Annotated in this window: 15 protein-coding genes and 6 tRNA genes; 13 read left to right on the top strand and 8 right to left on the bottom strand. The window is 67.9% G+C overall.

Features of this window, described 5'->3' with window-relative positions:
- Positions 1-223: 223 nt before the first annotated feature.
- Entirely contained in the window at positions 224-469 is a 246-nt protein-coding gene (locus IT361_00105) for a DUF2007 domain-containing protein (GenBank protein MCC6316058.1), read from the bottom strand.
- A 226-nt stretch (positions 470-695) separates the two neighbouring features.
- Entirely contained in the window at positions 696-2,129 is a 1,434-nt protein-coding gene (locus IT361_00100; GenBank protein MCC6316057.1) for a sigma-54-dependent Fis family transcriptional regulator, read from the bottom strand.
- A 136-nt stretch (positions 2,130-2,265) separates the two neighbouring features.
- Here IT361_00100 and IT361_00095 point away from each other — a divergent pair, with 136 nt between their 5' ends.
- From IT361_00095 to IT361_00040, 12 genes are all read left to right on the top strand, one after another.
- Positions 2,266-3,147, top strand: a complete 882-nt coding sequence (locus IT361_00095; protein ID MCC6316056.1) for a hypothetical protein — start codon at positions 2,266-2,268, stop codon at positions 3,145-3,147.
- Positions 3,144-3,593 (top strand): flagellar assembly protein FliW, encoded by a 450-nt coding sequence (gene fliW, locus IT361_00090; protein MCC6316055.1) that lies wholly within the window; start codon positions 3,144-3,146, stop codon positions 3,591-3,593. The genes IT361_00095 and fliW overlap by 4 nt, the downstream gene beginning before the upstream one ends.
- A 1-nt stretch (position 3,594) precedes the next feature.
- A complete protein-coding gene (locus IT361_00085; GenBank protein MCC6316054.1) occupies positions 3,595-7,239 on the top strand; it encodes a tetratricopeptide repeat protein in 3,645 nt (1,214 codons plus the stop codon).
- Positions 7,240-7,285: 46 nt separating this feature from the next.
- Positions 7,286-8,113 (top strand): FkbM family methyltransferase, encoded by an 828-nt coding sequence (locus IT361_00080; GenBank protein MCC6316053.1) that lies wholly within the window; start codon positions 7,286-7,288, stop codon positions 8,111-8,113.
- A gap of 157 nt (positions 8,114-8,270) precedes the next feature.
- On the top strand, positions 8,271-9,365 hold the full coding sequence (locus IT361_00075) for a flagellin (protein ID MCC6316052.1): 1,095 nt from the start codon (positions 8,271-8,273) through the stop codon (positions 9,363-9,365).
- Positions 9,366-9,470: 105 nt separating this feature from the next.
- Complete coding sequence (gene fliD, locus IT361_00070; protein ID MCC6316051.1) at positions 9,471-12,137, top strand: flagellar filament capping protein FliD; 2,667 nt, start codon at positions 9,471-9,473, stop codon at positions 12,135-12,137.
- Positions 12,138-12,161: 24 nt separating this feature from the next.
- Positions 12,162-12,572 (top strand): flagellar export chaperone FliS, encoded by a 411-nt coding sequence (gene fliS, locus IT361_00065; protein MCC6316050.1) that lies wholly within the window; start codon positions 12,162-12,164, stop codon positions 12,570-12,572.
- A complete protein-coding gene (locus tag IT361_00060) occupies positions 12,569-12,988 on the top strand; it encodes a hypothetical protein (protein MCC6316049.1) in 420 nt (139 codons plus the stop codon). The genes fliS and IT361_00060 overlap by 4 nt, the downstream gene beginning before the upstream one ends.
- 2 nt (positions 12,989-12,990) lie before the next feature.
- Complete coding sequence (locus tag IT361_00055; GenBank protein ID MCC6316048.1) at positions 12,991-13,302, top strand: hypothetical protein; 312 nt, start codon at positions 12,991-12,993, stop codon at positions 13,300-13,302.
- A 103-nt stretch (positions 13,303-13,405) separates the two neighbouring features.
- The gene (locus tag IT361_00050) at positions 13,406-13,705 is read left to right on the top strand and encodes a flagellar biosynthesis anti-sigma factor FlgM (GenBank protein MCC6316047.1); all 300 of its coding nucleotides are present in this window, start codon (positions 13,406-13,408) and stop codon (positions 13,703-13,705) included.
- Positions 13,706-13,726: 21 nt separating this feature from the next.
- A complete protein-coding gene (locus IT361_00045) occupies positions 13,727-14,098 on the top strand; it encodes a response regulator (GenBank protein ID MCC6316046.1) in 372 nt (123 codons plus the stop codon).
- A 2-nt stretch (positions 14,099-14,100) separates the two neighbouring features.
- Positions 14,101-14,790 carry a hypothetical protein gene (locus IT361_00040; GenBank protein MCC6316045.1) on the top strand — a complete coding sequence of 230 codons (690 nt, stop codon included), beginning with the start codon at positions 14,101-14,103 and terminating at the stop codon, positions 14,788-14,790.
- Positions 14,791-14,805: 15 nt separating this feature from the next.
- Here the strand turns inward: IT361_00040 and IT361_00035 are convergent.
- From IT361_00035 to IT361_00010, 6 genes are all read right to left on the bottom strand, one after another.
- A tRNA-Arg gene (locus IT361_00035) sits at positions 14,806-14,879 on the bottom strand.
- 281 nt (positions 14,880-15,160) lie between these two features.
- A tRNA-Pro gene (locus tag IT361_00030) sits at positions 15,161-15,234 on the bottom strand.
- Between the two features lie 23 nt (positions 15,235-15,257).
- A tRNA-Arg gene (locus tag IT361_00025) sits at positions 15,258-15,331 on the bottom strand.
- A 41-nt stretch (positions 15,332-15,372) separates the two neighbouring features.
- Positions 15,373-15,446, bottom strand: a tRNA-Val gene (locus IT361_00020).
- A 104-nt stretch (positions 15,447-15,550) separates the two neighbouring features.
- Positions 15,551-15,623 (bottom strand) — tRNA-Gly (locus IT361_00015).
- 65 nt (positions 15,624-15,688) lie between these two features.
- Positions 15,689-15,761, bottom strand: a tRNA-Ala gene (locus IT361_00010).
- Positions 15,762-16,009: 248 nt separating this feature from the next.
- Between IT361_00010 and IT361_00005 the strand changes: the two genes are divergently transcribed.
- On the top strand, positions 16,010-16,897 hold the full coding sequence (locus IT361_00005; GenBank protein MCC6316044.1) for an RNA polymerase sigma factor RpoD/SigA: 888 nt from the start codon (positions 16,010-16,012) through the stop codon (positions 16,895-16,897).
- Positions 16,898-17,098 lie beyond the last annotated feature (201 nt).

Raw genomic sequence — 17,098 nt, 5'->3', positions numbered from 1 at the left:
GTTCGTGCGGCTTGCGTGTGCGGTCAGTACGTGCGAATGCGTCGGAGTTCGCCTCTCGTCAGGCGGGCCTCACGGCGCGCACGTTCTTCCGGGCGGAAGAGATTGCCGGACATCGTGAGGACGGAGTTGCCCCGCCACGCGAGGGAGATGTCCACGGGAGCCCGCGGGTTCCCTGGTGGCTCGTGGTGTGGTGCAGGGCCCGCTCACACGCCAGCGGGCGGCTTCACGTGCCTTCGTCCGGCTCCGCGTCCGCGGCTTGCTCGGAAGCCTTCAACGCCTCCCGTGCCGCCGCCTCATCCTCGACGCGCACCAGCAGGCGCGCCGGAAACAGCAGGGACAAACTGGGCAAGGCTCCACCTGCGGTGTCAGCCAGCACGCGCGCGGGGATGCCGCTCGCTTCGAGAATCGCGGCCGCTACCTGGGCCTCGACTTCGCTGTGATACTTGTGAAGCACGACCAGCTCGGACATGCGCGCGGGTGTAGGGACAGGCCCGAACGTGCGAGTTCGCCGGTCCGGGGGCAAGTCGCCGGTCGGGATCGTCGCCCGATGCCGCGGCGCAGAAGGGCCCGATGTGCGTGCGGACGGGGGGCCACGGTCTGCGTGGAGGGCGTGCCTTGTGCGCGCGTGGACGCCTGGCCGGCATCCTGATCGGAGGCCTGCTCGGCTCGACGGTCGGCCCCCTCGGGCGCGAACGCTATGACTCGACCGCCGCCTCCGCACGCTGCGGCCCGTTCAGCTTGTTCCGCAACGTCCGCACCGAGATGCCTAACAGCTCCGCCGTGCGCGTGCGATTGCCGCCCGTCATCTCCAGCGCCCGCTTGATCAGCGCACGCTCCGCCTCGTCCACATTCAACGTGGCCAGCACGATCCCGTCCGGCGGCTGGCTCGGCCCGAAGTTCAGCGCGGCCAGCGTCGTCGGCGTCGCGCGCTGCATCACCTGCTGCACCAGCGACTGCAGACTCCCCTGACGCTGCTGGTCGAACAGGTGCGCCTGCAGCGTCTTGTCGTGCGTCAGGATCACCGCACGCTCCACCGCGTGCTGCAACTCCCGAACGTTCCCGGGCCAGGGATAACTCTGCAGCATCTGCAGCGCGTCTGGCGCAATCCCCGTGACCTCCTTGCCCACGTCCGCCGCCGTCCGCAGCGCAAAGCGATAGGCCAACATCGGGATATCGTCCGGGCGCTCCCGCAGGGCAGGGATCTCGACCGGCACCACGCTCAGTCTATAGTAGAGGTCCTGGCGGAAGGCACCCGCCGCGGCATAGTCGGCCAGATGCCGGTTGGTGGTCGCAATCACGCGCACGTCCACGCGGATCGGGTTCGTGCCGCCCACGCGCTCGAACTCCTGCTCCTGCAGCACTCGCAGCAGCTTCGCCTGCAGCTCGAGCTTCATTTCCGAGATCTCGTCGAGCAGCAGTGTCCCGCCGTTCGCGCGCTCGAATGCCCCCTCCACGCGCTTCACCGCGCCGGTGAACGCTCCACGCTCGTGGCCGAACAGCGCGCTTTCGATCAGGCCCTCCGGCAGCGCGGCGCAGTTCAGCTTGATGAACGGCTTGTCACGGCGATCGCTCTGATCGTGGATCGCGCGGGCAAACAACTCCTTGCCCGTGCCGCTCTCCCCCTGCAGCAGCACGGTCGCACGCGTCGGCGCCACCATCGCGATGGTCTGCTGGATCCGGCGGATCGCGGGCGCTTCGCCCACGATCGCCCTCTCGTTGCGGAACTCCATCACCTCCCGACGGAGTGATTCGTTCTCGCGACGCAGCCGCACGTACTCCAGCGCCTGCTCAACCGCCAGCTCCAGCTGCTGGGTGCGAATCGGCTTGGTGATGTAGTCGATTGCCCCGGCCTTGATCGCCGACACCGCGTGCTCAATGGATGCGTAGCCGGTCACCATGATCAGCGGAATGTCATAGCCCTCGCGCTGGAGCAGGTTCAGAAACTCCAGCCCCGTCAGCCCGGGCATCCGATAGTCGGAGATGATCAGGTCGATCGTCTCCCTCGACAGAACCTGCAGGGCTTCGACGACGTGCTGGGCTCCGATTGCCCGGTGCCCGGCCTGCGTCAGCGTGTCCTCGAGGACCAGGCCGACCGAGGGTTCGTCGTCCACGTACAGGATCGTCGCCATTCGCGGTGCCGTGCGGAAAAGGGTGCCGAGGGTTCAGGACCGAAAAACCCCGCCGATACTGCCGAGGAGACGCCCCACGGACGGGATAGGCAACTTCTTCCGCCCTGCCGGCGATCCTTCCTCCTCGGACGGGTGCATGCGCATCACCAACCACATCACGACCGGCAACTCGCTCCACGCACTTCAGAAGTCGCTCCGCGCGATGGACGACGCCCAGCAGCGCGTCACGAGTGGGCTCCGCGTCGAAGTCGCGAGCGACGATCCGTCGGCCGCAAGCAGCATCGTCAGTTCCGGCGCTTCGCTCCGTGCGATCGATCAGTACCAGCGCAACATCAACTCGGCATCGGCCCGCATCGCGGTCGAGGAACAGTCGCTCAACTCGCTCACGCAGATCCTCGAGCGCGTCAAGGAACTCGCCGTGAGTCAGGGTACGTCGACCGCCAGCGCGCAGACCCGCCTCATTGCCAAGGCCGAAGTCGACCACCTGATGCAGCAGGCCCTCCAACTGGCCAACCAGGTGCATGAGGGCGAGTTCCTCTTTGGCGGTGACCAGAGCAACGTCGCACCGCTCCAGACGACCACCCCGCCGTTCACGACCACGCCGCCCACGGGCTTCCGACGCGCCGAGATTTCGTCAGGCATGTACGTGCGCGCCACGCACAACGCCACCGACGTCTTCCTCACCACCGGCGTTCTGGCGGCGATCGACCAGGTGTCCACCGCGTTAGGCAATGATGACGCCCCGGCGATCCGGCAGTCGATCTTTGCCCTCGACGCGGGCCACGCCAACGTCCAGGTCCTCATCGGCGAGTCAGGCACCCAGGCGGCGCAGCTCGAAGTGGCCACGTCCAACCTGCGCGCCCTCGACACCTCGCTCCGCACCTTCAAGTCCAACCTGCAGGAGGCCGACCTCGAGAAGGCCGTCTCCGACCTCGTGAGCCGCCAGACCGCCTACCAGGCCGCCATGCTCGCCACCTCACGCGTCATGGGCATGAACCTCACCGAGTACCTCCGATGACCGCGAGCACCGTGGAACCCTCCGTCCTTCCCGTGCACTCCGAACTGCTCGGCACGCTCCCGGTGCCGAGCGACCAGGTCGTCGAGTTCAGCGAGGGACTCTACGGCTTTCCCGAGGCGCGCCGCTTTGCGCTCCTCCCCACACCGCGCGAGGGGCTCTTCTGGCTCCAGTCGGTCGAACACTCGGCGCTCGTCTTCCTGCTCGTCGATCCGTTCCCCGTCTTCCCGCACTATCACCTGGAACTCGGCGACGCCGACAAGGCACGCCTCGGCACCGGCAGCGGTGAAGACATCCTCGTCCTCTCGATCGTGACCATGGGCGAGGCCGGACAGCCGTGCACCGCCAACCTGCACGCGCCCCTGCTCTTCAACGCCCGACTCGGCCAGGCGCATCAGTCGATTCGCACCGACGACGGATTCAGCATGCGCGAAGCCTTCGCGCTCTAGCATGACAAAGACCGCCCACTCGCCGCGGACCAGCGACGCGGCTTTCGACCGGGCGGTGCAGCAGCACCTCGCCGGTCACACTGCGGTCGCCGCCGACCTCTATCGCCAGGCGCTCGACGACGACCCCTCGCATACCGCCGCGGCCAATAACCTCGGCGCCATCCTCGCCGCGCGTGGCCAACGCGCCGAAGCCGAAGCGCTCTTTCGGCGCGCGACCAGCGTCGAGCCCGACTACGGCGAGGCCCTCAACAACCTGGGCATCCTCCTCGCCGAAGGCGGCGACCACGACGAGGCCAATCGATGCTTCGAACGCGCCACCGCGCTCGAACCCGGGCGCGCCGGGTGGCACAACAATCACGGCAACACGCTGATCGAGCTGTTCCGCTTTCCCGATGCGGTCGCCGCGTTCGATCGCGCGATCGCCCTCTCGCCCGACGACGCGGACGTCTGGAGCAATCGCGGCATCGCGCTGCGCGGGATGCGCGAGGAGGCCGAGGCGATCCGCTCGCTCGCACGCGCCGTCGAGCTCGATCCATCGCACCTGAATGCCCTCAGCAACCTCGGCGTCGTGCTCAAGGAAGCGCGCCGCTACGACGACGCCACGCGCGCGTTCGAACGGGCGATCACCGTCGCCCCCGACAACGCGGCGATCCTCGCAAACTTCGCCTCGGTCTTCGAGCGCACCGGCGAACATGACCGCGTGCGACATTGGGCCCAGCGCGCCATCGACGCCGATCCCGGCTACGCCGAGTCCTGGAACCTGCTCGCCAACGTCGCCATGGAGTCCGGCAACTTCGCCGAGGCCGAGGCGTTGTACGAACGCGTGCGATCGACGGATCCGGAGAATCGCAACGCGAACTGGAACCTCGCCCTCCTGTGGCTCCTCCAGGGCGACTTCGTACGCGGCTGGCCGCAGTTCGAATGGCGCAAGCGCCTCCAGTCCGTGGTGTTCGATCACGGCGACTACGGCCCGAATGCATGGCAGGGCGATCCGCTCGACGGCCGCACGATCCTTCTGCACTCCGAGCAGGGGATTGGCGACGCGATCCAGTTCGTTCGCTACGCGCCCGTGCTCAAGGACCGCGGCGCCGGCCGCGTCGTGGTGGAAGCGCCGTTCCCCATCGTGCCACTGCTCGCGGCCGCACGCGGGGTGGACGCGGTGGTCGCGCGTGGCGCCGCGCTGCCCAGATACGATGTCCACGCCAACCTCATGTCGCTGCCCGGCCTCGTCGGCACCACCATCGAGACCGTCCCCGCGGACATCCCGTATCTCGATGTGGAGCCGCGCGCGACGTCAGCGCTCGTCGCCGCACCGCCGGATCGACTCAAGGTCGGCATCGTCTGGGCAGGGAATCCGGGTCATGCGCGCGACTTCCTGCGCTCGGCGCCACTGACCGCCTTCGCTGACCTCGCGCGGGTTCCAGGCACCGCCTTCTTCTCGTTGCAGAAGGGCGCCGAGCCCGAACGGCAACTCGCCCAGCTGCCCGGTCGTACCATCGAAGATCTCGCACCGGGGCTCGTCGACTTCAGGGACACGGCAGCCGCGATCCAGGCGCTCGACCTCGTGATCACCGTCGACACGTCGGTGGCGCACCTCGCCGGGGCGCTCGGCGTCCCGACCTGGCTGCTCTTGCCTCACGTGCCGGACTTCCGCTGGATGCTCGATCGCACGGACTCGCCGTGGTATCCCTCCATGCGGCTCTTCAGGCAACCGACACCTCGCGACTGGGCCTCGGTGTTCGCCGAGGTGGAGCGCGAACTCGCGAAGGTGGCGACGGAGCGTGTGCCGGCGGCTGCAGCCGCCGCTGCCCCCATCGACATCGTCACGGTTACCTCGACGCACGTGCGCGACGGCCGGCCGTTCGACGTGTGGGTTCCCCTGGCTGAACTCGCCGACGAGCGCATGTTCGCCGAATACGAGGCCGAACTCACCGGGCGTGCGGCCCATGCCGAGGTGCGCGCGTTCCTGGTCGACCTGCTCCAGCCGGGCGACGCTCTCGTGGACGCTGCCCCGGGGCTCGGCCTCGTGAGTGTCGACGTGGCAGCGTCGTCGGTGTGCTCGCTGCGGATCGTTGGCGAGCATGGAGCGACCGCGCGCATCGGTGCCATGGTCTCCCGCAGGGCGCCGGCCGCGCGATGGTCGGCGTACTCGTCGGTGAGTGCCGCGACGGCGCTCCCCGCCGACGGGCGGCTCGTGGTGCGGCTCGCTGACACCGACGTGGGCACGCTTCGCGCGCTGTTCGCCGCGGGCGCGGCCATCGCCGACGTGGTCGTGTGCGACACGACATCGAGCGTCGCGGGTGTGCGTGAGTTCATGGAGCAGGGCATGCACGTCTTTGCGCTCTCGACGGTCGACGGCGAGGTCACGCTGGACCCATGGACCGACGGCGGTAGCGGCGCGCTGGTCGCCATGAGCCCGATGGTGCTCGCGGCGCTCACCGCGGGCGAGGTTCCGCATCAGGAGGTGCCCGAGACGGCTCACGTTCCCGCGCCAGCCGCCGTTCCGGATGTCGGGTCGCCGACCGTTGGGATCGACTGGGAGCTGCGCAGCGATACGGGCTGGGGCATCTATGGCACCAACCTCGCGCTCGAACTGCTCAAGGATGGTCGGGCGACTCCGGTCGTGCGCGCCGTGGGGCCGATGGAGGTGTCGCCCCTGGTGGCGGCACGCCTCGCGCCCCTGTTCGCGCCGGCAGCGCCGGCCGCGCCGGACCTCGTCCTGTGCGCGTTAGGCAATCGCCTCGCCGGCGCCGACAGCTTCGTCGCACCTGCCGCACGCCGCGCCGGTGTGGTGTTCTTCGAGGACACGGTGCTTGGCACGGACGCCGACGCCATCGCCTCCCGCTTCGACCTCCTGGTCGCCGGCTCCACCTGGAACGCCGAGGTCCTCGCTGCCAACGGGATCGCCCACGTGGTCACCGTACCACAGGGGATCGATCCCTCGATCTTTCACCCGGCGCCGCGCAGCGGACTCTTTGCCGACCGATTCGTGGTGTTCTCCGGCGGCAAGCTCGAATACCGCAAGGGGCAGGACATCGTAGTGGCCGCCTTTCGGCGCTTTGTGGCCACGCACCCGGACGCCCTCCTCGTCGCTGCGTGGCACAACGCGTGGCCGCAGCTGATCGGCGACCTCGACCTCGCCGGCCACGTGGAAGGACTGCCACAGCTCAACGGCGATCGCCTCGACCTCGTGCCATGGCTCGCCCGCAACGGCGTACCGGCCATGAACGTGATCGACGTCGGACGACAGCCGAATGCGGTCATGGGTCAGCTCGTGCGAGAGGCCGACGTGGCGCTGTTCCCCAATCGCGCCGAAGGCGGCACGAACCTCGTGGCCATGGAATGCATGGCCGCCGGCGTGCCCACGATCCTCGCGGCGAACACGGGCCACCTCGACCTCGTGGCCACGGGGGGCTGCCAGCCGCTGACCACGCAGCTGCAACCGCCGAGGCCGACGAGGTACTTCGACGGCATCGAGGGCTGGGGCGAGTCCGATGTGGACGAAGTCGTCGCTGCCCTCGAGACGGCCTACACGGACCGTGCCGCGATGTGCGCTCTTGCCGCCCGCGGCGCCGACGCCATGACCCGCTGGACCTGGCACCATCAGGTCGGCGCCTTGCTCGATGCGCTGACGCCCCTGTGCTGACCCGCATCCGAACGCTCGTCCCACCGCCCATCCGTCCACTCATCCAATGAAGACCGAGTTCTCCTTCACGCTCACCGCACCCGGTGGACAGCACAAGCTGACCTACCTGCTCGATGCCACTCAGATGAGTCAGCGCTTCATGCTCAATGACTTCGCGGAAGGGCGCCTCTACGAATCCGAGACCAGCAACTTCATCGGCGCGATCCTGCAGCCGGGCGACACGTTCATCGACATCGGCGCGCACGTCGGCTACTTCTCGATGCTGGCCTCGCACCTCGTGGGCCCGACCGGCACCGTGTTCTCGTTCGAGCCGGACGCGAACAACTTTGCCGACCTCCTCGAGCACATCGAGGTGAACGGCGCCACCAACGTGCGCCCGATCCACATGGCGGTCGGCGCCACGCCGGCCATCGCCGAGTTCTTCGTGAACGCCGACAACGATGGGGGCCACGCGCTCTGGGAAGTGGGCCGACACCCCTTCAATGAACAGTCGCGCCAGGGACCGCCGCGCACCCGCAAGGTCTTCGTCACGTCCCTCGACCAGTTCTTCGCGGAGCGTGACATGAGCCGGCTCCGCGCGATCAAGATCGACGCGGAAGGCGCCGAGTTCGCGATCCTCGTCGGCGCGCGCCAACTCCTCAGGCGGCACCATGTGCCATTCGTGATCGCCGAGGTCAATCGCTTTGGTCTGGAGTCGATGGGCGCGAGCGAGCGCCTGCTGCGCGGCGTCATGACCGACCAGGGCTACGAGACATACCTCTTCCAGCCCGGTCGCACGTTCGTGCAGCGCATCACGCCCGACCAGACGCCCGAGACGAACTCGGTGTTCAACCTCCTGTTCCGTCACCCCGAAGCGCCGGCGGTCGCCGCGTGATGCAGCGCACACATCGGCCGCCGAGGCAACGCGCGCACGGGGACCGCTAAAGTCCCGGCCGCCACCGTCCGATACAGGCTCGTGGAGGGCACCGGCACTAACGCCCGGCGCTCGACGGGGAACGGATTCCCCGACCCAACACCCAAGGAGCACCATCATGAGGATCAACACGAACGTCAGCGCGCTGCGCGCCCACGGGAACCTCACCCGCGTGAACGATGATGTCTCGAAGTCCATGGCCAAGCTGTCCTCGGGCTTCCGCATCACTCGTGCTGCAGACGACGCTGCCGGTCTGGGTATCGCCAACGTCCTTCGCGCGGACATCCGTGCGCTCGGCCAGGCGGCCCGCAACTCGGAGCAGGCGAACTCGGTGCTGGGTATCGCCGAAGGCGCGACGGGCACGATCCAGAAGATGCTCGAGCGCATGAAGGAACTCGCCGCCCAGGCGGCGTCGGACAGCGTCGACTCGGCCGGCCGCGCCCGCATCACCAACGAGTACCAGGCGCTCCGCAACGAAATCGACCGTACCGTCGCCACCGTGAAGTTCCAGGGCAACACGCTGCTCAACGGTGCCTTCGGCGCGACGATCGACAGCGCTTCGACCGCGCTGGCCACCACCACCGGCGTCTACGACATCAAGCTGTCGGGCGCGTCGACGGGTGCCTACACGCTGTCGTCAGGCGGTAGCGTCGTCACGCTCTCCAACGGGTCGGTGTCGCAGACCCTCGGCGTCACGGCGGCGACCAAGCAGACGCTCAACTTCACCTCGCTCGGTATCACCGTCGACACGACGTCGGCCGTCGGTGCGGCCACCCTGGCGGGCAACGTCACCGTCGGTGGCGGCTCGGGTACGTTCCTCGTGTCCGCGTCGGGCCAGTACTCCGGCAATGACGCGATCACCATCACGGGCTCGCAGCTCAACCTGACGTCGGCAAGCCTGTCGGTCACCGCGGACCCGACGACCCTGGCGAACGCGCAGACCGCGCTCTCGCAGATCGACACGGCCATCACCAACGCCAACGTCGCCATCGGTGTCATCGGTGCGCTCCAGAGCCGTATCGAGATCGCCACGGAAAACGTCCGCACCTCGGTGCAGAACTTCTCGGCCGCCGAGAGCACGATCCGTGACCTCGACATGGCGGCGGAGATGACGACCTTCTCGAAGAACCAGATCCTGCAGCAGGCCGGTACCGCGATGCTCGCCCAGGCGAACGCCGCTGGCCAGAACGTGCTCACGCTGCTCCGCGGGTAAGCGCACCACCGCACGCGAACCTCCCGTCACCATCGGCGGGAGGCAGGACGAAACCCCCGGAGTCGGCGCACCTGCCGGCTTCGGGGCTTCGGGCAAGGAGGACCCATGTCGGACCCCATCGGCTCATTCAGCGGACTCTCCAGCGGCTTTCAGTGGCGCGACATGGTCGACCAGATCATGGCCATCGAAAAGCAGCGGCGGCTGGACCCGGTCACCGCGCGCCAGGCGCTCGCCAAGTCGCGCGTCGATGCGTGGAGCAGCTATCAGGGTCTCGTCACCAGGTTCCGCGACGCGGTCCGTGCCGTGCGCGACAGCGCCGCCTTTGCGAAGTTCAGCACGAGTGGCGGCACGTCGGCGAGCACCGGGCGCACGCTGCTCACCTCCAGCGCGTCGGTCGGCGCCAGCCCCGGCACCTATGCGGTGGAGGTGCTCGACCTCGCGCGCGCCAACAAGCTGAGCGGCAACATCGTCGCGAGCGCCACCACCGCGCTCGGCATCACCGGGGAGTTCTCGGTCAACGGGCAGAAGGTCACCGTCGTCGCCACCGATACACTGTCGATGGTGCGTGACAAGATCAGCGCGCTCAATACCGGCACCAACGCAACCGGCGTCACCGCCAGCGTGCTCAGTACCGGTGGTGCCGAACACCGTCTCGTGCTCAGCGCCGACGCCACCGGCGCCCGCGGGATCGAGTTGGTCGACGACACCAGCGGCACGCTGCAGGCCCTGGGCGTGGTGGACAGCACCAAGTCACTCAATATCGGCGCAGACGGTGGCGTCCAGAGCTACCGCGTCTCATCCGCGACCGCGGCCATCGCCACCATGCTCGGCGTCTCGTTCCCGCCGCCGAGCACCATCGAGATCGGTGGACGGGTCATCACGGTGGACCTCTCCGTCGACTCGCTCTCGGCCATTGCCGCGCGTATCATGGCGGCTGGTGGCAATGCCAGCGTCGTGTCGGAGACCGTCAATGGCAAGACTGACCACCGACTCGTCACCAGCGACACCGTTTCCGCGTCGACCGTCGACGGACAGCGCACGCTCGAAGTCCTCGGCCTGATGAAGGGTGGCCGCTCGGGCGTGACCCAGGTCATCACCAGCGAAAACACCTACACCGACGCAGGCGGTGCCAACGCCGTCGCGTCGACGCTCCTTTCGGATCTGCGTGTCGCGGGCAACCCGCTGGGATTCGTCAGCGGCGACACCATCAGCATCGGCGGGAAGCGCGGCGACGGCAGCGCCGTTGCCATGAGCCTCACCGTGGGCGCCGGCGACACCATGCAGACGCTGGTCAATCGTATCAACGACGCCACGTCCGGCTTTGGGGCCGGCACGCGCTCGGCGACGGCCTCCATCGTGAACGGGAAGATCGTCCTCACCGACAGCGCCGCTGGTGACTCGCAGCTCGCGCTCACCATCACCGGGACACGGGCCGCCGATTCCAGCATCGTCAACCTGGGCCGCCAGCTCACGTCCACCGTGGGCCGTCAGCGTGAGGTCGTGAAGGGCACCGATGCTCAGGCTCGCATCGACGGTGTTGTCATCCAGCGAGCCAGCAACACCATCACCGACGCCGTCGCCGGTCTCACTCTCGCGCTGCAGCAGGCCGAAGTCGGCACCGTCACCAGCATCACCGTCGACCGCGACACGGCCGCGGTGGCCAAGACGCTCGGTGAAGTCGCGACGGCCTACAACGAACTCCTCAAGTTCCGCACCGAGCAGTCGAAGGAGAAGGCGCCGCTTCGCCTCAACGCGACCCTGCGCGGCTCGCTCGGTTCGCTCACCGGACAGCTGCTCAACGACGTCGCCGGCCTGACCGGTGCCTTCAAGCGCGCCGGCAACGCCGGGCTCGCCCTGCAATCCGACGGCACGCTCAGGCTCGACACCGACGCCCTCACCAAGGCGCTCCAGTCCAGCTTCTCCGACGTCGTGACGCTGTTCACGACCGGTGGCGCCACGACCAACGGATCGCTCAGCTACTTCGTGTCGACCGCGAAGAGCATCCCCGGAACCTACGCCGTCGACATCACGCAGGCGGCGACCACCGCCGTCGCGACCGGCGCCGGTTTCTCAGGCACCTATGTCGATGACGGCACGGCTGACACGCTGACCATCACCGATTCGTCGAGCGGCGTCACCGGCAACGTGTCGCTCGCCAACGGCGACACCATCGACACCATCGTCACCAGGCTCAACACGCTCTTCACCAGCAACAAGATGGCGGTGACGGCGTCGAAGAGCGGGAATGACCTCGTGCTCACCGGCGCCCGCTACGGGAGTGGCGCCACCTTCACCGTGGCATACACGGCCGGAGGAGCAGACAGCACGGGACAGTTGGGGATCGCGGCAGGCCCCTTCGCCGGGACCGACGTGGCCGGAACCATCGGCGGGCTCGCGGCCACCGGATCCGGCCAGGTGCTCACCGGCAATCAGGGCGGTGTGACCGAAGGCCTCGCGGTGACGTGGACCGGAACGACCACCGGCGCGGTCGGCGACATCGCCTTCACCCTTGGCGTCGGCGGCATGCTCGGCAACGCCGCGGATCTCGTCATCGATGCCAACGGCCCGATCACGGCCCAGCGCGACGCGCTCGACCGGAACATCACGGATCTGCAGGTCCGTGCCGATACTGTCCAGCAGTCGCTCGACCGTCGTCGACAGGCCCTCGTCAAGCAGTTCGTCGAGATGGAACGGGCGATCAGCCGCATTCAGCAGCAGGGATCGGCGCTCTCGAGCTTCATCACCTCGATGCAGGCTCAGGCCAACAACTAGTCGTCCGCCCACGAGCGAGCCACCATGTCGTACGCCGCGGTTGCCAGGCAGGGATCCCGCTATCGCGAAGCCGAAGTCGCTTCCGCGTCGCCGGGACAGCTCGTCCTCATCATCTACGACCACGTGCTCGTGAACCTGGCGCGTGCCAGGCTCCGGGCCGGTGACGTCGACGGCAGCGCGCGCAGCGAGGCGCTCGATCGTGCGCGCGCCGGCGTGACCGAGCTGCTCGTCACGCTCGATCGCGAAAAGGGCGGCGAGATCGCCGGCAATCTTGCGTCACTCTACACGTTCTGGCTCTCGGAGCTGTCGGTGCTTGGGGTCAAGCCGAAGGTCGAGCGCCTCGACGCCATCAGCGCCATGGTCACCGACCTGCGCGCCGCCTTTGCCGAGGCGATGACCCTGGCGACGCCCGTGACGTCGCGCGCGGTGTCATGACGTCGCTGCAGCGCGCCGCCACCGAGCTTCATACGCTCGCCGAGCGTTTCATCGCGCTCTCCGAGGCCGGGCTGCAGGCGTGCGTGGAGAGCAACGACGGCGCGCTTGCCACCGCGCTCGACGCGCGCGACCTGGTCTCGGCGCGCTTCGCGACCGTGGCCGGACACGTGTCCGCGTTGCGCCGCGTCATGCCGCGCGGGCAGCGGGCCGACGCGGACGCCATCCTCGCGCCCGTTGAGCGCGTCGTTCGCCACGCCGCCACGCTCAACGGCGCACTGCTGCAACGCGCTGCAGACCTGCGCGGTGACATCGGACGCCAGCTCGACCTGCTTCGCCGTGACGCCGAGGCCGGCAAGGCGTACCACGCCCGGCCGGCCGAAGCCCGCCACGCCCTCGGGCTCGACGAAACCCGTTAGGCATGCCCCCGCGCTGGCCCTCCGAGCCGGACGCGACGCCGGACCGCGACACCGCGATGCTGGCCGAAGTCCTGCGCACGCTCCGCCGGGATCTCGAGGCCGCCGAGGGGCAGGTCGAACTGACCTCTGAAGAAGTGCAGGATCTCGTCGCCAGCGCGGTAGCCGGACTCCAGCGACTCGACGGTCAGCACGCCCCCATGGCCGCCATCGCGCCCGTGTTGGGAGCCGGCGTGCTCCAGGAACTGCTCCGGCAGCGCCGCGAACGCTCCCCCAGGGGCCCGGCGGCTCCGAGCACCGTGGACGCCAAACGGTAGCTCTGACCGTTTGTCGGGAAGGCGCTGTGTCCCCGGCGCACCCCGTCGGTCACCTCAACTCAGGCCCGTTTCCTGCCGATACTGAAGACAGAGGAGGAATCCCATGAAAGTGAACAACGGGAACCAGGGGCCGGTTCGACCCGAGCGTCCGCGCGAGCCGGGGGCGCCGCACATCCTGCCCGTCGGCGAGGGGTGCAAGAAGGCACCGTCAGCGGTGGAGCGCCTCGATCGCGTCGAGATATCGGATGCCGGCCGTGCACGCGCCGCCCGTGTTCATCCTGTGGCGACCGATGCGGCCGACCGCCTCGCCCAGATCCGCCGGCGCGTCCTCGAAGGTGCCTACAATGCTGATGCCGTCGTGGCCGATGTCGCCCGGCGCATCCTCGATCGCGGCGACGCGTAAGCGATTCCTCGAGCGCCCATCATGAAGTTCCTGGTCGTTGACGATTCCGCCACGATGCGCCGGATCCTCGTGAACTCACTGCAGCGCATCGGCTACACCGAGTGTGTCGAGGCCGCGGATGGGAAGGAGGCGCTCGATCGCTGCGACGCATCCATTCAGTTCATCATCACCGACTGGAACATGCCCAACATGTCCGGCCTGGAGTTCGCCAAGGCGCTGCGTGCGAATGGTGTCACCACGCCGATCCTCATGGTCACCACGCGCAGCGTACGCGAAGACATCATGGCGGCGATCCAGGCCGGGGTGAACACCTACATCGTGAAGCCCTTCACGCCGCAGGTGCTCAAGGAAAAGGTCGACGCCGTGCTGGCCGGACAGTCCGCGGCGGCGTAACCATGAGCCACCCAACGCGCGAGCGCCTGTACGACTCCGAGGCCGCCCTTCGCCTCGTCGACTCCGCCCTGCTCGACATGACCGGAGAGCCCGGGAGCGTGGCGGAACCCGTGTCGAATGCGCCCAGGCCGCCCGCCGATCTCACGGACTTCGTTGCCCTCGTCGTGCAGGGCTACGGCGAACTGCATCGCGTCCTCGAGGGCCTCCGTGAGAGCCGCGGCGCGCTCCAGCGCTCATCGGTCGACCGGCTTCAGCAGACCCACGACAAACTGCGGGAAGTGTCCGCCGCCACCGAGGTGGCCGCGACCGACATCCTCGATGGGCTCGAGCGCTGCTCGTCGATGGTCGACGAGCTCGATGGGCTCGCCGGCGCGCCGGACGAGTCCACGCGCGGCCCGGTGATTCGGAACGGCATGCGCGACGAACTCTTCGCGCTCATGGGCCACATGCAGTTCCAGGACATCACCAGCCAGCAGCTCGCCTACGCCTCGGCCGTGCTCAGCGACATGGAGACCCGCGTTGCACGCCTCGTGAGCATCCTGCACCCCGCCATGTCGGAGATCATGGGCGAGCAGGTGCCGGCGCTGCTGCACCGGGCACCCTGGGACCCCAACGCTACGCTCCGTCAGCGCGAGGACCGGCAGGCCGTTGCCGATGAGATCGTGGCGAGCAACGCGAAAGCGACCGGGTAGTTCTCGCCCGGCCAACGCGCCCTGAGGGACTCGAACCCCCAACCTTCTGATCCGAAGTCAGACGCTCTATCCGATTGAGCTAAGGGCGCAGGAGTGCGGAAGGGTAAGGGGAGGACCCGACCAAATGCCACTGCGGCGGCCACCTTCGCCGGCCTCGATACCCAGAGTGGGCCGCGCGGCGTCTCGAGGGGCGCCGCGGCCGGTCTCAATCGAAGCACCCCGTGGAAGGCGCGCCAACGAACGGGAGGCAACACCTGCGCCGGCGCGCGTCGGTGGCAAAGCGAGAGCGAAGAATGGGAGCCTCTTCCAGAAAAGCGTCCAACGCAAAACGCCGCCGGACTGGGTCCGTCGGCGTTTGCCTTCTCTATAGTCGGGGCGAGAGGATTTGAACCTCCGACCTCCTGCTCCCGAAGCAGGCGCTCTACCGGGCTAAGCTACGCCCCGAATCGGTAAAGACTGATTGTGGACGCGCTCGGAGAGACTCGAACTCCCAACCTTCTGATCCGTAGTCAGATGCTCTATCCAATTGAGCTACGAGCGCACACCAACTTCTTGCCCTGCAACTACTTGAGCGTGTCCCAGTGGGCGGTACAAGACTCGAACTTGTGACCTCCACGATGTCAACGTGGCGCTCTAACCAACTGAGCTAACCGCCCGGAACTTGAGGCGGGTGGGCCGGTGAGCGGATCAGGATGGGCCGCCGACTCTCCGAGCCGATCGACCAGCCACCTGCTCACTCACCCGCCCACCCGCCCTTGAGAGCGGGAAACGGGACTCGAACCCGCGACCCCAACCTTGGCAAGGTTGTGCTCTACCAACTGAGCTATTCCCGCGTCTGCTGCTGTGTGAGGGGCTGATGAGACCGCTACCGGCTCCCCTTCACATCCCCCGCCGGCCATGGAGGCGAGGGGAATCGAACCCCTGACCTCTTGAATGCCATTCAAGCGCTCTCCCAACTGAGCTACGCCCCCCATCCAGACCCCGGCCAAGGCCCGGATCAGGAACCGGGAATGGTATCCGGGGGTAGTGTCGAAGTCAAGAAAATCACTCTGGCGAAATCGCGTGCTACCAGTATCTTGACTCGACTTTCGCTGCACCCATTTGCTGCCTGACGAGTGCCCGAATCTGGTGCCTCCAGCGCACTGCAGCACGCGCGGAAACTTCCCCCCGCGCCGCAGGATTCCCAACTACACATCAGCGTCCTCGAGGACCTTGCACAATGACCGAAGTCAAGCGCCGACGCCGACGCACGACCCCCCAGGGGATCGCGCCGAGTGAGCCGGAGCGTGATATCCTGGACCAGTACCTCTATGAGGTCAGCACCTACCCGCTCCTCAAGGGCCAGGAAGAAATCGAACTCGCCCGGAAGATCCGCGCCGGCGACCAGGATGCCCTGCAGGAACTCGTCAAGCGCAACCTCCGCTTTGTCATCTCCGTCGCCAAGAAATACCAGAATCGTGGGCTCCCTCTCATCGACCTGATCGGCGAGGGCAATGTCGGCCTGCTCACCGCGGCGAGAAAGTTCGACCCGGACCAGGGCGTCAAGTTCATCTCCTACGCCGTGTGGTGGATCCGACAGGCCATCCTGTCCTCCCTCGCGCGCCAGGGCCGCACCGTGCGCGTCCCCCTCAATCGCACGGCCGACCTCTCGCGCATCATCAAGGCCTCGGAGATCCTCCGCCAAAAGCTCCGGCGCGAACCCTCTCCCGAGGAGCTCTCCCAGCTCACCGGCCTCTCCGTCGACGTCGTCCAGTCGCTCGCCGCCCTCAACACCGGCGACGTGCGCCTCGATGCGCCCATGGACCCCGAAGGCGATCGCGCCCTCATCGAACGCTTTGTCGCCGATGAGATGCCCGACACCGAAGAGGAAGCCATGAACCGCTTCCTCACCGACGAAATCGAACTCGCCCTCTCCACGCTCCCGCCGCGCGACGCCAAGGTCCTGCGCCTCTACTTCGGCCTCGAAGGCGGGCGCGAACACACGCTCGAAGAAATCGGCTCCATGCTCGGCGTCACCCGCGAACGGGTTCGCCAGCTCCGGGACCGCGCCCTCAAGCGCCTCCGCGAAGGCGACGTCGGGCGCGCGCTGAGCAGCTTCGCGGCCTGACCCACTCGCGCGGAGGGCAAACCCCCGCGCAAGGGATGAGGAACAGACGAGCGGACGCTGGACCGGGCCGACGGAAGGAATGCACAGATGGACGCTCGCGAAGGACGCACGGATCGCTCGACAACGAAGCGGGGCCCCCCCCGGGGCCGCGCGTTTAGTTTTCCCCCCCCCCCCCCCCCCCCTTAACGCCACACCTACGGG

The sequence above is a fragment of the Gemmatimonadaceae bacterium genome, from assembly GCA_020846935.1.
GTDB lineage: Bacteria > Gemmatimonadota > Gemmatimonadetes > Gemmatimonadales > Gemmatimonadaceae > RBC101.
This window is presented reverse-complemented; position numbering and strand designations above follow the sequence as displayed.

Bases quoted from the DNA above. Each gene is read 5' to 3' on its own strand.
- fliD (MCC6316051.1), top strand. From the start codon at position 9,471: ATGTCGGACCCCATCGGCTCATTCAGCGGACTCTCCAGCGGCTTTCAG.
- IT361_00050 (MCC6316047.1), top strand. From the start codon at position 13,406: ATGAAAGTGAACAACGGGAACCAGGGGCCGGTTCGACCCGAGCGTCCG.
- IT361_00075 (MCC6316052.1), top strand. From the start codon at position 8,271: ATGAGGATCAACACGAACGTCAGCGCGCTGCGCGCCCACGGGAACCTC.
- fliS (MCC6316050.1), top strand. From the start codon at position 12,162: ATGTCGTACGCCGCGGTTGCCAGGCAGGGATCCCGCTATCGCGAAGCC.
- IT361_00080 (MCC6316053.1), top strand. From the start codon at position 7,286: ATGAAGACCGAGTTCTCCTTCACGCTCACCGCACCCGGTGGACAGCAC.
- IT361_00005 (MCC6316044.1), top strand. From the start codon at position 16,010: ATGACCGAAGTCAAGCGCCGACGCCGACGCACGACCCCCCAGGGGATC.
- IT361_00085 (MCC6316054.1), top strand. From the start codon at position 3,595: ATGACAAAGACCGCCCACTCGCCGCGGACCAGCGACGCGGCTTTCGAC.
- fliW (MCC6316055.1), top strand. From the start codon at position 3,144: ATGACCGCGAGCACCGTGGAACCCTCCGTCCTTCCCGTGCACTCCGAA.
- IT361_00060 (MCC6316049.1), top strand. From the start codon at position 12,569: ATGACGTCGCTGCAGCGCGCCGCCACCGAGCTTCATACGCTCGCCGAG.
- IT361_00045 (MCC6316046.1), top strand. From the start codon at position 13,727: ATGAAGTTCCTGGTCGTTGACGATTCCGCCACGATGCGCCGGATCCTC.
- IT361_00100 (MCC6316057.1), bottom strand. From the start codon at position 2,129: ATGGCGACGATCCTGTACGTGGACGACGAACCCTCGGTCGGCCTGGTC.
- IT361_00095 (MCC6316056.1), top strand. From the start codon at position 2,266: ATGCGCATCACCAACCACATCACGACCGGCAACTCGCTCCACGCACTT.
- IT361_00105 (MCC6316058.1), bottom strand. From the start codon at position 469: ATGTCCGAGCTGGTCGTGCTTCACAAGTATCACAGCGAAGTCGAGGCC.
- IT361_00040 (MCC6316045.1), top strand. From the start codon at position 14,101: ATGAGCCACCCAACGCGCGAGCGCCTGTACGACTCCGAGGCCGCCCTT.
- IT361_00055 (MCC6316048.1), top strand. From the start codon at position 12,991: ATGCCCCCGCGCTGGCCCTCCGAGCCGGACGCGACGCCGGACCGCGAC.